Annotated in this window: 12 protein-coding genes and 1 pseudogene; 6 read left to right on the top strand and 7 right to left on the bottom strand. The window is 70.6% G+C overall.

Going from position 1 to position 14,450, the window contains the following annotated elements; translation table 11 throughout:
* Positions 1–53: 53 nt before the first annotated feature.
* The 3 genes from IE206_RS32150 (at position 54) to IE206_RS32140 (ending at position 5,804) form a co-directional block, all read left to right on the top strand.
* A complete protein-coding gene (locus tag IE206_RS32150; protein WP_189968383.1) occupies positions 54–3,773 on the top strand; it encodes an ABC transporter ATP-binding protein in 3,720 nt (1,239 codons plus the stop codon).
* A gap of 101 nt (positions 3,774–3,874) precedes the next feature.
* The gene (locus IE206_RS32145; protein ID WP_226598928.1) at positions 3,875–4,249 is read left to right on the top strand and encodes a hypothetical protein; all 375 of its coding nucleotides are present in this window, start codon (positions 3,875–3,877) and stop codon (positions 4,247–4,249) included.
* Positions 4,250–4,397: 148 nt separating this feature from the next.
* Positions 4,398–5,804 (top strand): S28 family serine protease, encoded by a 1,407-nt coding sequence (locus tag IE206_RS32140; protein ID WP_189968381.1) that lies wholly within the window; start codon positions 4,398–4,400, stop codon positions 5,802–5,804.
* A 118-nt stretch (positions 5,805–5,922) separates the two neighbouring features.
* Here the strand turns inward: IE206_RS32140 and IE206_RS32135 are convergent, their stop codons facing one another.
* The 5 genes from IE206_RS32135 to IE206_RS32115 all read right to left on the bottom strand — a co-directional run bounded on the left by IE206_RS32135 (position 5,923) and on the right by IE206_RS32115 (position 10,462).
* Positions 5,923–6,381 (bottom strand): hypothetical protein, encoded by a 459-nt coding sequence (locus tag IE206_RS32135; protein WP_308433967.1) that lies wholly within the window; start codon positions 6,379–6,381, stop codon positions 5,923–5,925.
* A gap of 314 nt (positions 6,382–6,695) precedes the next feature.
* The gene (locus tag IE206_RS32130; protein WP_189968376.1) at positions 6,696–8,510 is read right to left on the bottom strand and encodes a glycoside hydrolase family 3 protein; all 1,815 of its coding nucleotides are present in this window, start codon (positions 8,508–8,510) and stop codon (positions 6,696–6,698) included.
* A gap of 412 nt (positions 8,511–8,922) precedes the next feature.
* Positions 8,923–9,591 carry an NAD(P)-dependent oxidoreductase gene (locus IE206_RS32125; RefSeq protein WP_189968375.1) on the bottom strand — a complete coding sequence of 223 codons (669 nt, stop codon included), beginning with the start codon at positions 9,589–9,591 and terminating at the stop codon, positions 8,923–8,925.
* 8 nt (positions 9,592–9,599) lie between these two features.
* Positions 9,600–10,055: a carboxymuconolactone decarboxylase family protein gene (locus IE206_RS32120; RefSeq protein ID WP_189968373.1), complete on the bottom strand. Its 456-nt coding sequence runs from the start codon at positions 10,053–10,055 to the stop codon at positions 9,600–9,602.
* A gap of 200 nt (positions 10,056–10,255) precedes the next feature.
* The gene (locus tag IE206_RS32115; protein ID WP_226598927.1) at positions 10,256–10,462 is read right to left on the bottom strand and encodes a hypothetical protein; all 207 of its coding nucleotides are present in this window, start codon (positions 10,460–10,462) and stop codon (positions 10,256–10,258) included.
* 128 nt (positions 10,463–10,590) lie between these two features.
* On the opposite strand from IE206_RS32115, the gene IE206_RS32110 reads away from it, so the two are divergent.
* Together IE206_RS32110 and IE206_RS32105 are read left to right on the top strand one after the other, a co-directional pair.
* Complete coding sequence (locus IE206_RS32110; protein ID WP_189968371.1) at positions 10,591–11,415, top strand: helix-turn-helix domain-containing protein; 825 nt, start codon at positions 10,591–10,593, stop codon at positions 11,413–11,415.
* Positions 11,402–11,767: a DUF397 domain-containing protein gene (locus IE206_RS32105; RefSeq protein ID WP_189968369.1), complete on the top strand. Its 366-nt coding sequence runs from the start codon at positions 11,402–11,404 to the stop codon at positions 11,765–11,767. The genes IE206_RS32110 and IE206_RS32105 overlap by 14 nt, the downstream gene beginning before the upstream one ends.
* Here the strand turns inward: IE206_RS32105 and IE206_RS32100 are convergent.
* Positions 11,757–12,662, bottom strand: a complete 906-nt coding sequence (locus IE206_RS32100; protein WP_189968368.1) for a LysR family transcriptional regulator — start codon at positions 12,660–12,662, stop codon at positions 11,757–11,759. The genes IE206_RS32105 and IE206_RS32100 overlap by 11 nt on opposite strands.
* 140 nt (positions 12,663–12,802) lie before the next feature.
* On the opposite strand from IE206_RS32100, the gene IE206_RS32095 reads away from it, so the two are divergent.
* On the top strand, positions 12,803–13,783 hold the full coding sequence (locus IE206_RS32095; protein ID WP_189968366.1) for an EamA family transporter: 981 nt from the start codon (positions 12,803–12,805) through the stop codon (positions 13,781–13,783).
* Here the strand turns inward: IE206_RS32095 and IE206_RS42740 are convergent.
* Positions 13,722–14,390: pseudogene (locus IE206_RS42740) on the bottom strand (sugar phosphate isomerase/epimerase family protein); the annotation flags it as partial. The gene IE206_RS32095 and the pseudogene IE206_RS42740 overlap by 62 nt on opposite strands.
* Between the last annotated feature and the right edge of the window lie 60 nt (positions 14,391–14,450).

Here is a 14,450-nt window from a genome sequence, read left to right as displayed (position 1 = left end):
CAGGCCCCCGTGTTGGGGCTTGCGGCAGGACAGGTACCAACGGGAGGAATGTCGTGACGGAGGGTGCGCAACAGGGGTGGGCGCGCAGGCTGACCGGGTACGCCTGGCGGTACCGGCGCAATGTCGTGCTCGCCCTCGGCTCGTCGCTCGGCGGCATGGCCGTCATGGCGCTCGTCCCGCTGATCACCAAGGTGATCATCGACGACGTCATCGGCCACCACACACGCTCCCTCGCCGTGTGGACCGGGCTCCTCATAGCCTCCGCCGTCGTGGTGTACGGGCTCACCTACATACGGCGGTACTACGGAGGGCGGCTCGCCCTCGACGTCCAGCACGACCTGCGCACCGAGATGTACGGCACGATCACCCGGCTCGACGGTCGGCGCCAGGACGAGCTGTCCACGGGGCAGGTCGTCGGCCGCGCCACCAGCGACCTCCAGCTGATCCAGGGCCTGCTCTTCATGCTGCCGATGACCATCGGCAACATCCTGCTCTTCGTCATCTCGATCGTGATCATGGCGTGGCTGTCGCCGCTGCTGACCCTGGTCGCCCTCGCCGTCGCCCCCGCCCTCTGGTTCATCGCCAAGCGGAGCCGCACCCGACTGTTCCCCGCCACCTGGTACGCCCAGGGCCAGGCCGCCGCCGTCGCCGGGGTCGTCGACGGCGCCGTGTCCGGGGTCCGGGTCGTCAAGGGCTTCGGCCAGGAGGACCAGGAGACCGGCAAGCTGAGGGAGGTCGGGCGGCGCCTCTTCGCCGGCCGGCTTCGCACGATCAAGCTGAACTCCCGCTACACCCCGGCCCTCCAGGCCGTCCCCGCGCTCGGCCAGGTCGCCATGCTGGCGCTCGGCGGCTGGCTCGCCACCCGCGGTGAGATCACGCTCGGCACGTTCGTAGCCTTCTCCACCTACCTCGCCCAGCTCGTCGGGCCCGTCCGCATGCTCGCCATGGTGCTCACCGTCGGCCAGCAGGCCCGGGCCGGCGTCGAGCGCGTCCTGGAGCTCATCGACACCGAGCCCTCCATCGAGGACGGCAAGAAGGAGCTGTCGCCGGACGCCCCGGCCACCGTCGAATTCGACGACGTGAGCTTCGGCTACGACGCCGAGCGGCCCGTCCTGAAGGGCCTCTCGCTCGACATCCGGCCCGGCGAGACCGTCGCCGTGGTCGGCTCGTCCGGCTCCGGCAAGTCCACCGTCTCACTGCTCCTGCCCCGCTTCTACGACGTCTCGCACGGAGCCGTCCTCGTCGGCGGCCACGACGTGCGCGAGCTGACCCTCGCCTCGCTGCGCGCCGCGATCGGACTCGTACCGGAGGACTCCTTCCTCTTCTCCGACACCGTCCGCGCCAACATCGCGTACGGAAAGCCGGACGCCACCCAGGAAGAGATCGAGAAGGCCGCGCGCGCCGCCCAGGCCGACCGGTTCATCGCCGAGCTTCCCAAGGGCTACGACACCACCGTCGGCGAGCACGGCCTCACCCTCTCCGGCGGCCAGCGCCAGCGCATCGCGCTCGCCCGCGCCATCCTCACCGACCCCCGCCTGCTCGTCCTGGACGATGCGACCTCGGCCGTCGACGCCCGCGTCGAGCACGAGATCCACGAGGCGCTGAAGTCGGTCATGGCGGGCCGCACCACCCTGCTCATCGCGCACCGCCGCTCCACCCTCGGCCTCGCCGACCGCATCGCCGTCCTGGACGGCGGCCGCCTCGCCGCGATCGGCACCCACGAGGAACTCCAGCGCGACAGCGCCCTGTACCGCCGCCTGCTGACCGACCCCGACGAGCTGGGCGGAGTCTCCCCGGGCCGCGTCCCGCCGGTCGCCGAACCGCTCGAAGACCACTCCGTACGGGACGAACTGGACGCGGAGTTCGACGCCGAGCGCGGCATCACCCCGCCGCTGTGGGTCCGCGAGGAGAAGGCCGAGTCGACCGCCCCGGGCGGCATGCCGGCCACGCCCGAGCTGCTCGCCCAGGTAGAGGCGCTGCCGCCCGCGACCGACACCCCCGGCATAGACGAGGCGAGGGCCGTCAAGGCCGAGGACTCCTACGGCCTGCGCAGACTCCTGCGGGGCTTCGGCCTTCCCCTGCTCGTCTCGCTCCTCCTCGTCGCGATCGACGCGGGCGGCTCGCTGGTCCTGCCGGTCCTGATCCGGCACGGCATCGACCAGGGCGTCACCCAGCTCGCGCTCGGCGCGGTCTGGGCCGCCTCCGGGCTCGCCCTCGTCACCGTCGCCATCCAGTGGCTCGCCCAGACCGGCGAGACCCGGATGACCGGCCGCACCGGCGAACGCGTCCTCTACACCCTGCGCCTGAAGATCTTCGCGCAGCTCCAGCGGCTCGGACTCGACTACTACGAGCGGGAGCTGACCGGTCGCATCATGACCCGCATGACGACGGACGTGGACGCGCTTTCCACGTTCCTCCAGACGGGCCTGGTCACCGCGTTCGTCTCCGTCGTCACCTTCTTCGGCATCATGGTGGCGCTGCTCGTCATCGACATCCAGCTCGCCCTCGTCGTCTTCGCGACGCTGCCGCTGCTGGTCGTCGGCACGTACTTCTTCCGCAAGAAGAGCGTGCAGGCCTACGAGCTCGCCCGCGAGCGGGTCAGCACCGTCAACGCCGACCTCCAGGAGTCGGTGTCCGGCCTTCGCATCGTGCAGGCGTTCCGGCGCGAGCACGACGGAGCCGCACGGTTCGCGGACCGCAGCGACCACTACCGCCAGGCGCGGGTGCGCGGCCAGTGGCTGATCTCGGTGTACTTCCCGTTCGTGCAGCTCCTGTCGTCGGTGGCCGCGGCCGCCGTGCTGATCGTGGGCGCGGGCCGGGTCGACAACGGCACCCTGACCACGGGCGCGCTGGTCGCGTACCTGCTGTACATCGACCTGTTCTTCGCCCCCGTGCAGCAGCTCTCGCAGGTCTTCGACGGCTACCAGCAGGCGGCCGTCTCGCTGAAGCGCATCCAGGAACTGCTCCAGGAGAAGACCTCCACCGAGGCCGCCGCCGAGCCGCTCGACGTCCTGTCGCTGCGCGGCGAGATCGCCTTCGAGAACGTCGACTTCGCGTACGGGGCCGAAGAAGAGGCGCTGAGCGGCGTCGACATCCGCATACCGGCCGGCCAGACCGTCGCGTTCGTCGGCGAGACCGGCGCCGGGAAGTCCACCCTGGTCAAGCTGGTCGCGCGGTTCTACGACCCGACGGGCGGGCGGGTCACCGCCGACGGCACGGACCTGCGCGACCTCGACATCACCGCCTACCGGCACCGGCTCGGCGTCGTCCCGCAGGAGGCGTACCTCTTCGAGGGCACGGTCCGCGACGCCATCGCGTACGGACGCCCCGACGCGAGCGACGCCCAGGTGGAGGCGGCGGCCCGCGCGGTCGGCGCCCACGACATGATCGCCACGCTCGACGGCGGCTACCTCCACCAGGTCGCCGAGCGCGGCCGCAACCTCTCCGCGGGGCAGCGGCAGCTGATCGCGCTGGCCCGCGCCGAGCTGGTCGACCCGGACATCCTGCTGCTCGACGAGGCGACGGCCGCCCTGGACCTGGCCACGGAGGCGCAGGTCAACCAGGCCACCGACCGTCTGACCGGCCGCCGTACGACGCTGGTCGTCGCGCACCGCCTGACCACGGCGGCCCGTGCGGACCGGGTGATCGTCATGGACCACGGCCGGGTCGCCGAGGACGGCACGCACGACGAGCTCCTCGCTCTGGACGGCCAGTACGCCCGCCTGTGGCGCACCTTCATCGGCGAGGCGGAGGCCGACGCGCTGGCCGTCTGACAGCCACACCCTCTCGGCCGCCCGGAGAACCATCGGGCGGCCGAGTGCGTCCATGCCCACAAACGCTCAAGTGGTGGAAGGGTGCAAGCGTGTTCGGTGGGGTGAGCAACAGGACGCTCGTGGGACTGGCGGTGGTCGCGGCGGCGGGCGGCCTGGTCGTGTTCGGGCCGGGCGGCGGCAGCGCGGACGCGGCAGCCGCGTGTGCGGGGCGGCCGGTGAAGACGGTCGGGTTCAGCACGGGTGAGCTGCGGCTGTACAAGGGCAATGGGTACGCGTGCGCGGTGACCGCGGCGAAGAACCCGGGTGCGCGGCGCCAGATGTCGGTGGCGATCCAGGCCCGGGGCAGCGCTCCGGCCGGCGACTCGGGCTCGTACACGAGGATGGCGGGGCCGGTCACCGTGCACTCGGGGAACCGGTGCGTGCGGGCGACGGGGGCGATAGCGGGGAGCGCGGTGGAGACGGGCTGGGTGTGCTGAGCGGGGTTTTCCGAACCGGAGGCACGACGCACGCACTCCGTACGAAGGTCAACTGTGGAGCTCAACCGGGTCTGGCGGGGCGGGTGTTGCCCCCGCTAGGTTCGCGGGGCCACGTTCGTGCCCACAGGGGCCCCACAGGGGAGTGTGAATGCGCAAGGCGCTCAGATGGCTGCTGTCGCTCGTCGTGCTGATAGGCACGATGACCGCGACGGGAGCCGCGGCAGGGGCGGCCACCGCCGCCGAGCCGGACATCAAGGACCGCATCCTGGCGATACCCGGGATGAGCCTCATAGAAGAGAAGCCGTACAGCGGCTACCGCTATTTCGTACTGAACTTCGCGCAGCCCGTAGACCACGCCAATCCGTACAGCAGGGCCACCTTCCAGCAGCGGATCACCGTGCTGCACAAGGATGTCGATCGCCCGACCGTGATGTACACGAGCGGCTACGACGTCTCCACGACGCCGAGCCGCACCGAGCCGACGAAGATCGTCGACGGTAACCAGGTCTCCGTCGAGTACCGGTTCTTCCCGCAGTCCCGGCCGCAGCCCGCCGACTGGGCCAAGGACGACATCTGGCAGGCGGCCAGCGACCAGCACGCCATATTCCAGGCCCTGAAGCCCATCTACACGAAGAACTGGCTGACGACAGGCGCCTCGAAGGGCGGCATGACGGCCACGTACTACAAGCGGTTCTACCCGCGCGACATGGACGGCGTCGTCTCGTACGTGGCCCCCAACGACGTGGTGAACAACGAGGATTCGGCCTACGACCGGTTCTTCAGGACGGTCGGCACCAAGGAGTGCCGCGACAAGCTGGAGGGCGTGCAGCGCGAGGCGCTGGTGCGGCGGGACTCCCTGGAGAAGAAGTACCAGGAATACGCGACCGCAAACGGCTACACCTTCACAACAGTAGGCACGCTCGACAAGGCGTACGAGGCGGTCGTGCTCGACTACGTCTGGGGCTTCTGGCAGTACCACCTGCTGGCCGACTGCTCCACGATCCCGGCGGACGCGGCGCACGCCACCGACCAGGCGATCTGGGACTCGGTCGACACGATCTCCGGCTTCTCCTTCTACACCGACCAGGGCCTGGCCCCGTACACGGCGTACTACTACCAGGCCGGTACCCAGCTGGGCTCGCCCACCATCAAGCAGCCCTGGCTCGGCAAGCTGAGCCGCTACGGCTACCAGCCGCCCCGGAACTTCGTGCCGCGCAACATCCCGATGCGGTTCCAGCCGTGGGCGATGCGGGACGTCGACACGTGGGTCAAGCACCACGCGGACCACATGCTGTACGTGTACGGCCAGAACGACCCGTGGGGCGCGGAGCGGTTCTCCCTGGGCGCTGGGGCACGCGACTCCTACGTCTACACGGTGGCGGGCGGCAACCACGGCTCGAAGGTGGCCCTGCTGGCCCCGGACGCGAAGACCGCGGCGACGGCGTCGATCCTGCGCTGGGCGGGCCTGAGCGGCGCGCCGGTGAAGCCGCAGGCGTCGTACGACGCGAAGCTGGACGCGGCGTCCGCGGAGCGAGAGCCGACACTGAGGCCGTAGCCGGCGGCAGCCCGGGTGGGTCGGGGGTCGGGGGCGTCCAGGGCGGGCCCCCACCCCCGGAGCCCCGCGGCGGAGCGGCAGAGTGTCGCAGCCGGGAAGGGGCGGGGCGGGGAGAAGCTCAGACCCGGCGAGCGCACCCCACCGGACCCTGGCGCCCCGTCAGCTGTACATACAGCCGGGTCGAAGACGGGCACCCCGAGCGGGCTCCGACCGCCGACACCACCCGGTACTGGGGGGCATGCGGGCCCGAGCCGTCGCATGCCGTTTCCTTCACCTGGTCCTCGCCCGCCGCGTACACGCAGTCCCCCACCACCGTGTACGGGCCGCCCCCCATCCCGGGGTCGCCCGGGTGCGGTGGCTCCAGGTTGCGCATGCAGGCGTAGCCCCGCGACACGCTCGCGTCCCCGCTCGCCGCCGCCGACGGCACGCTCTCGGAGACGTACAGGACGAAGTCCGTGTACAGGGGGCAGTCCACGGCCGCCCCCTTCGCCACCACCCCGTTCCGGCGGGCCAGTACCTTCGCCACCGCCCGCTCGCTCGTGCACGGCACCTCGTGGAAGTCCTTCGTGTCGCCCACCGCCCCCTCGCGCGACGCACACCCATCCGTGGCGAGGAACAGCGACGATGAGGGTGAGGGTGAAGGGGGTGGAGGGGAGGCCGATGGTGTTGCCCTCGACAGTTCCGTCGCCGAGCCGCCGTCCGCCGCACCCCGGCAACCCAACGCCGTGAGCAGCAGCAGGCACACCAAACATGCCAAACGGTACGTACGCATACGACCCCCCAGAACCCCCCGGATACGACCCAAGCGTGACTCGTCGGGGCGGGTGCACGCCAGGTGTCCGGGGGGCTTTGCGCTCCTTGGGGGTGGTGCGCCGGAGATGCGGCGTACGGCTAGTACGACAGGCCGTGGCCGATCGGGTAGAGATCTTGCGTAGGGTCGTCGGCGCGGGGGACCGCGACCGGGAGGCGGCCGCGGGGGTCGACTCGACCCGCCAACACCCGTGCCGCCGCCCGGAGTTCGACGTCAGTCCAGCAGTACGTCGCGAGCGAAGCCGCGTACCCGGGCGCCAAGTGCGCGATGTCGTACGGGTTGCGGAGGGCGAGGTGGATCACCGGCACCCCGGTCGCGACCAGCGCCGCCACCAGTCTGCTCTGCGCACCGCCCGCCCCCGCGTTGTACGTGCCCACGATCACCGCGTCCTGCCCGGCTGCCGCCCTTGCCGCCGCCGCGATCTGCGCCTGTGAGGGGAGCGTTCCCGTGGGCAACACCCTTACGTGAAAGCCCAGTTCGGACAGTGCCCCGGCCAGAACCGTCGTCGGTGGGCCCGTTGTGCCCGACGGGGAGTCCGGGTCCGCGCCCACGATCAGGAGGCGTTGGCCGCGGGGGAGGGGGAGCAGGCCCTGCGGGTTCGCCAGCAGGGTCGTGGTGCGCTCCGCGACGGACGCGGCGGCGGCCAGGTGCGCCCGGGTGCCGACCGTCCGGTCCACGCCCCGGGCGGTCACGTACGGGCGGGTGAACAGGCCCCGTCGGTCCTTGAGGCGAAGGATGCGGAGGATTGATGCGTCGAGTCGGGATTCCGGGAGTTCGCCGCTCGCCACCGCCGCGCGCAGCCCGTTGAACGCCACGTCCAGCTTCGGCGGGTCCAGGAGCTGGTCCACGCCCGCCTTCAGTGCGAGCACGGGCACCCGGTCGTCGCCGTACTTGTCGCGTACGCCCTGCATGCCCAGCGAGTCCGTGATCACGACCCCGTCGAAGCCGAGCTGCTCGCGCAGGATGCCGGTCAGGATCGGGTGCGAGAGCGTCGCCGGGTCGTTGCTCGGGTCCAGGGCCGGGAACTGGATGTGGGCCGTCATGATCGCGTCGATCCCGGCGTCGATCGCGGCCCTGAACGGCGGCGCGTCCAACTGCTCCCACTGCTCCCGGGTGTGCGTGATCACCGGGATGCCGGTGTGGCTGTCGACGCTGGTGTCGCCGTGCCCCGGGAAGTGCTTGGCGGTCGCGGCGACCGAGGAGTCCTGGTACCCGCGCACCTCGGCCGCGACCATGCGGGCCACCGCCGCGGGATCCGCGCCGAAGGACCGTACGCCGATCACCGGGTTGGCCGGGTTGATGTTCACGTCGGCGTCGGGGGAGTAGTCCTGCCGGATGCCGATCGCCGCGAGTTCCGCGCCCGAGATGCGGCCCAGGGTGCGGGCGTCGCCCGTCGAGCCGCCCGCACCCATCGCCATCGCGCCGGGGAAGAGCGTGGCCGGTTTCCCGACCCGGCACACCGCACCGTGCTCCTGGTCGGTCGCGATGAGCAGCGGCAGCGGCACGCGCTGGGCCAGACCGGCGGCCTGGATGCCGTTGGAGAGGTCGGCGATCTGGTGCGGGTCACGGGTGTTGTGCGCCCAGGTGAAGTAGATGATGCCGCCGACGTGGTACTTCGCGATCAGTTCGGCGGCGTCGCGCACCCCGAGCTCGCGGAGGTTGGCGTCGATGTCCGCCTGGTCGGGGGCGGTCGCGGAGTGCCCGTACACCCGCATCACGAAGAGCTGGCCGATCTTCTCCTCGACCGACATACGGGCGATGATCGCGCGAAGCCGGCGGTCCGAGGCGGCCGTGCCCGGGGAGGCCTGCGCGGGGGACGGGGGGCCGAGGGCGGTTATGGCGGCCACTGCGGCGGTGGTGGTCAGGAGGCTGCGTCTTGAGGTGCGGTGCTGCACGTGCGCTCCTTCCGGCGGTGTTGCCCAGGGAAGTGGGTGACTTCCCGAGCGGAAGAGCCTTCCGAGACGGAAAGGACCTCCCGAGTGGAAGAAACTTCCAAAGCGAACCGTTATCCGGAAAGTAATTGCCAGTCAAGGCTAAGCGCACGAGGTCGTACGGCGTGGCTCCCCTGAGCCATCAGGGGGAGGGGCCGCCACCGGTGCAGTCGGAGGGGCGCGCACCGGTGGCGGCGTGCTGCCGGCCGCAGGCGGCTGGAGAGGGAGTCGACGCTCGCGGCCAGCAGCGCTGTCGACACCGCTCTGCGGAGACTCACCGGCAGTACGTACGTTGGACGGGGGCGGGGCCGGGTGGGTTCCCCGAGACCGTCAATTCGCCGAATTGGTGAGGGAGTTGACGAGGTGGCGGGCGGGGTCAGTCGGACAGGCCCACGGTCTGCCCGTACGTCGCCGGATCGTCCAGGATTTCCAGCATGCAGTGCGCGACATCGGCCCGCGAGATGATCCCGCCGCCGCGCACGTTGCGCCCGACCTCGGTGCGGTAACGCCCCGTCAGCTCCTTGTCGTTGAGGCGCGGCGGCCGCAGCGCGGTCCAGTCCAGCGAACTCGCGCGCAGCACGTCCTCCATCCGCGCGAGATCGGCGTACCTCTTCTTCAGCATCGCCTTCACGATCGGGTACGCGATGCTCCGCTGCACGAACGCGTCCCCCGGATCGTGCCGGGGCGGGTTCGGGCGCCCCGGCGACGGTACGGTGCCGATCGGCGCGGCACTGATCGCGACGATGCGGCGCACCCCCGTGGCGCGCATCGCCTCGCACAACGCCGCCGTGCCGCGCTCGGCGACGCCGAAGTCCGCCTTGGTGGCCGCGCCCAGGCCGGACAGCACCGCGTCGGACCCGGCCAGCGCCCGGCGCAGCGCGTCCGGGGCGGGCCGGGCCAGGTCGACGGCCACCGTACGGATGATGTCGGAGGCCACCTTGGCGGGGTCGCGGACCACGGCGGTCACGTCGTGACCCGCGGCGACCGCCTGGAGCAGAGCGAGGCGGCCGATTCCGCCGCTCGCCGCGACGACGGTGAGTCTCATCCCCGCGGCTACCAGGTCCCCCCGGCGATCTGCCGGGTGCTCGCGTTGAGCCGGTTGAAGAGGTTGGTCACGCCGATCATGAGGACCAGCGAGGCGAGCCCCTTCTCGTCGTAGTGTCGGGCCGCCTCGTCCCACACCTCGTCGGACACCGCGTCCGGGCGGTCGGCGAGCCGGGTGGCGGCCTCGGCCAGCGCGAGCGCCGCCCGCTCGGCGTCGCTGAAGTACGGCGCCTCCCGCCACGTGACGACCGTGGCCAGCTGGTCCTCGCTCACGCCGTTCTTGCGGGCGCTCGCGATGCCGCCGTAGACGCACGGCGCGCACCCGTTGATCTGACTGGCCCGCAGGTGCACCAGCTCCAGGGTGGACCCGTCCACCCCGCCTTCCTGGGCGGCCTTGATCACGTTCAGAATGGCCGGCATCGCGCTGGGGATGACCTGTGCGGGGTTCGGCATACGTGCCTGCATGGCTGCGACTCCTGTGTCTGGTGGGCCTGCTTCGTCGTTCGCTTTCACTGCCCTGACACCTGGGGGTACGGGGATGTGACAGCCGCGCCGAATTTCTTTTTCGGACCCCTCTACGGCCTCCAGCCCGGGGCGCGGCATGACGTACGGCTCCCACGTCCGCCCACCGTCCCGCGACACCCGCAACGCCGGCGCGGGGCCCGCTACCAGTTGCCCCCATGCCGGGCGGCCTTCTCCCTCAGCCATGCGCGCACTTCCCCTTCTTCCCGCGGAGAGGCCGTGCGCAGATCGCGTACGGCGACGGTCGCGACGAAGTACACGAACCGGACGCGCCGCCAGTCACCGTCCGTGCCGATCACCTTGCCGGGTCCGTACACGTCCGTACCGGTGTGGGCGACATACGCCCCCATGGCGTGGGCTCCCATACGACTGCCTCTCACTGTGTGTGGCGTTCCGCTTACAGCGTGGGGTCACGTTCCGTACGCTGGCTAGTGCACAGAGCGTGACAATGGAGCCCGCACGCAAGGGAGTTGATGTCGTGGCGATCGAGGACAACCCCGTATCCCGCATCAAGTACGGCGAGGAACTCAGGGCCCGCAGGGAGGCGGCCGGGCTCACGCAGGAGGGGCTCAGTGAGCGTGCGGTGATGTCGCGCACGCACATCGCCCATATCGAGGCGGGGCGGAGGCGGCCGAGCCTGGATGATGCGCGTCGGCTGGACAAGGTGCTGGGTACGGATGGGTTCTTTGAGCGGTTCCTGCCGACGCTGGATGGTCGTGTAGTCGCTGAACACTTCGCGGAGGTCCTGGAGTTCGAGCAGCAGGCGACGCTGATTCGCCAGTACGCACCCAAGCTGGTGCCGGGATTCCTGCAGACGGAAGCGTATGCGCGCGAAGTGCTCGGCTCGGGCTATCCGCCCAAGAGCGACGAGGAACGTGACCGCCTTCTTGGCACACGGTTGGAACGCGCGCGGATTCTCCAGGACTTCGACAAGCCCGTGGTGTGGACCATGCTCGACGAGGCGGTGTTGCGGCGACCCATCGGCGGACCACTCGTGATGTGCGAACAGCTCCGGCACCTGCTGGAGTTGGGTGAAAGTCGTCGCATCCGCTTCCACGTGCTCCCGTACGAGGCGGGCCCGCATGCTCTGTTGGAGGGGCATGTCTCGCTGCTGTGGTTCAGCGACCTCCCGCCCATTGCGTACGTGGAGGGCCTGAAGACCGGCAGGGTCTGGGAACTTCCGTCCGTGGTGCGGCAGTGCCAGGAGGTCTACGATCACGCCTTGGGTGACGCGTTGTCGCACCATAGGTCTCTGGCGCTGCTGCGCTCCGTGGCGGAGGATTACGAGCATGAAGCGCAGTGAGCACATCGTGTCCGACGCCTCGGTCCTGAACGGTTGGCGGAAGTCCAGCTATAGCGGCGGCGACAGCGGCGAATGCCTCGAAGTCAGCGAGGTGTATGCGTCTTGGCGGAAGTCCTCGTACAGCGGGCCCAGCGAAGGCAGTTGTCTCGAAGTCAACGACGCTTGCGAGACCTGGCAGAAGTCGACGTACAGCGGGCCAGGCGGCGGGGAGTGCCTGGAGTTCAGCGACTCCTGCACGATGTGCGTACCGGTGCGGGACAGCAAGAACCCGACCGGGCCCGCCGTCGTGTTCGGGCCGGCGGCCTGGACGTCATTCATCGACGGGGTCAAGGGCGGGGTCCTCACTCGCTGAGGTTGGCCCACGCTTCCCGGAGGGCGTGAACCGTTGCCGTGATCGCCGGGCGGCGGGCCGCTCCCGTGCGCCAGAGTGCGTACAGGCGGCGGGTCGGTACCGGGTCTAGGTGCAGGGCCACGACGCCCTCGGGAAGCGGGCCCCGGCCCAGTCGTGGGATCAGGGCGATGCCCAACCCGGCTGCCACCAGGGCGAGTTGGGTGTGGTACTCGGCCGCCTGGTGGCGCAGATCGGGCTCGTGGCCGTCGGCGCGCAGGGTGCGTACGAGCCAGTCGTGGCAGACCGAGCCGGGTGGCTGGCAGATCCACGGCTCGTGGGCGAGGTCGGCGCGGCGGATCGCGGGGCGGGCGGCCAGGGGGTGGCCCGCCGGGACCAGTACGTCGCAGTGGTCGTCGCCGAGGGGTTCCTGCTCGACGCCCTCGGGGGCGGGCAGCGGCGCGATGTCCCAGTCGTGTGCGACGGCCAGATCGATGACGCCCTTGGTCACCAGGTCGACCGAGACGTGCGGGTCGACTTCGGACAACCTCGTTTCCAGCGCGGGGTGTTGGCGGGCCAGCGAGGCGAGGGCGGCCGGGAGGAGTCCGCGTGCGGCCGTGGCGAAGGCGCCTATGGAGAGCTGCCCGGTGGGCAGGCCGCGCCGCTCTTCGAGCGTGGTCTCCGTACGCTCGACGATGTCCATCAACTCCCGTGCCGCAGAGGCGAGATGGAGTGCGTCCTCGGTGAGCGCGATGCCCCGGCCGCGTCGTTCCAGGAGGGTCGTACGGGTCTCGCGTTCCAGCTTGGTGATCTGCTGGGAGATCGCGGACGGGGTGTAGCCGAGCGCGGCGGCAGCGGCGGCGACCGAGCCGTGGATGTGGACCGCGTGCAGTGCGCGCAGCCGAGCCAGATCGAGCACGAGCCCTCCGAGGGATGCCGGGTTTCGGGTTCCGGGGTGCTCCGGGGTTCCGGATTGAGCGTTGGATTTAGCACGGCTTCATCCCATCATCAAGGAATCCGCGCTGGTGCTGAATGGTCGGGGGCGGTGATCCTCGACGCATGCGTCCCGTACATATCGCGCTCGCCGTGCTCGTCACCGCCGTCTGGGGGGTCAACTTCGTCGTCATCGACATGGGACTCGGCCACTTCCCGCCGCTGCTGTTCTCCGCCCTGCGCTTCCTGGTCGCGGCGCTGCCCGCCGTGTTCTTCGTGGGGCGGCCCAAGGTGGCCTGGAAGTGGATCGTGGCGGTGGGTCTTGTGCTCGGGGTGGCGAAGTTCGGGCTGCTGTTCATCGGGATGAGCCAGGGGATGCCGGCCGGGCTGTCCTCCCTCGTCCTTCAGATCCAGGCTGTGTTCACGGCGGTCGTGGCGATGGTGGTACTGGGTGAACGACCGGGCAGGGCAAGGCTGTTGGGGATGTGCGTGGCTCTTGCGGGGATCGTGGTGGCGGGGGTGGACGAGGGGTCGGGCGGCCCGCTGTTCGCCTTCGCGCTGACGGTGGGGGCGGCGGCGTGCTGGGGCGTGTCGAACGTGCTGACCCGCAAGGCGGCCCCGCCGGACGCGCTCAACTTCATGGTGTGGGTGTCGGTGGTCCCCGTGCTCCCGCTGCTGGTTCTTTCTGTTGTCTTTGAGGGCCCGGGGCGGGATGCGGAGGCGCTGGCGGGGTTCGACCGGGGCGGTGCCGGGGCGCTGGTGTACGTGGCGTGGATCAGTACGGTGTTCGGGTTCGGGGCGTGGGGGATGCTGCTGCGCCGCTACCCGGCGTCGACGGTGGCGCCGTTCAGCCTGCTGGTTCCGGTGTTCGGGATGTCGGCGGCGGCGGTGCTCCTCGGTGAGTCGGTGACGCCGCTGCGGTGGTGCGCGGCGGCGCTGCTCGTGGGCGGGGTGGGGCTTACTTCGCTGTCCCGGCCAGCAGTTGCGTCAAGTACTCCCGTCCGGCTTGGAGCAGTTCCGGGAGGGGAGCGGCCTCGGGATACCAGCGCTTCTCGTACTCCCAGCACACCCAGCCGTCCGACGGCAGCAGAGCGAGGCACTCGCTGAGGGGGAGTGCGCCCTTGCCGAGGGGGAGGGGGGTGGTGTCGCTCGCCGAGGCGATGTCCTTGACCTGGGTGTAGCCGAGGTGGGGGGCGAGGTGCCGGTAGGACTCGGCGGGGGTCTCGCCGCCGAGCCAGGTGTGCATGACGTCCCAGAGGGCGCCGGTGTTCTGTTTGTTCTCTTTGCCTTCGATGCGGTTCAGGACTCGGGCGATTGCTTCGCCCGTGCGGTGGGAGTCGTGGGTTTCGAGGAGGATGCGGACCCCGCCGGTGCCGACGCCGGGTTGCTGGGCGGCTTGGGCCAGCCGGTGGACGGCCGTGTCGTCGGCGTGGGGGTTGTCGGCTCCGCCGGGGAAGACGCGGAGATAGCTGGCTCCCAAGTCCCTTGCCAGATCGATGAGTTGGGGGAGGTCGGTGTTGTCGGCCCGGTCTGCGACTCGGGCGTAGCCGGCGATGGAGAGGATTTCGATGCGGGCCTTCTTGAACTCGGCGGTGACGGCCTTGCGTTGGGTGGGGGTGAGGTGGGGGTGGATGTGGGACTCGGGGTGGGCGCGGAGTTCTACGCCGGTGTAGCCCGTGCGGGCGGCGAGGTGGGCGACCTCGGGGAGGGGCATGCCGGGGAGGCCGAGGGTGGATAGGGCGAATTTCATGGGGGCGGGGTCCTTTCGGCTCGG

Origin of the sequence: Streptomyces violascens (assembly GCF_014649955.1) — a bacterium.
GTDB lineage: Bacteria > Actinomycetota > Actinomycetes > Streptomycetales > Streptomycetaceae > Streptomyces > Streptomyces violascens.
The sequence above is the reverse complement of the archived record's forward strand: the minus strand, read 5'-3'. Positions and strand labels throughout refer to the sequence as shown.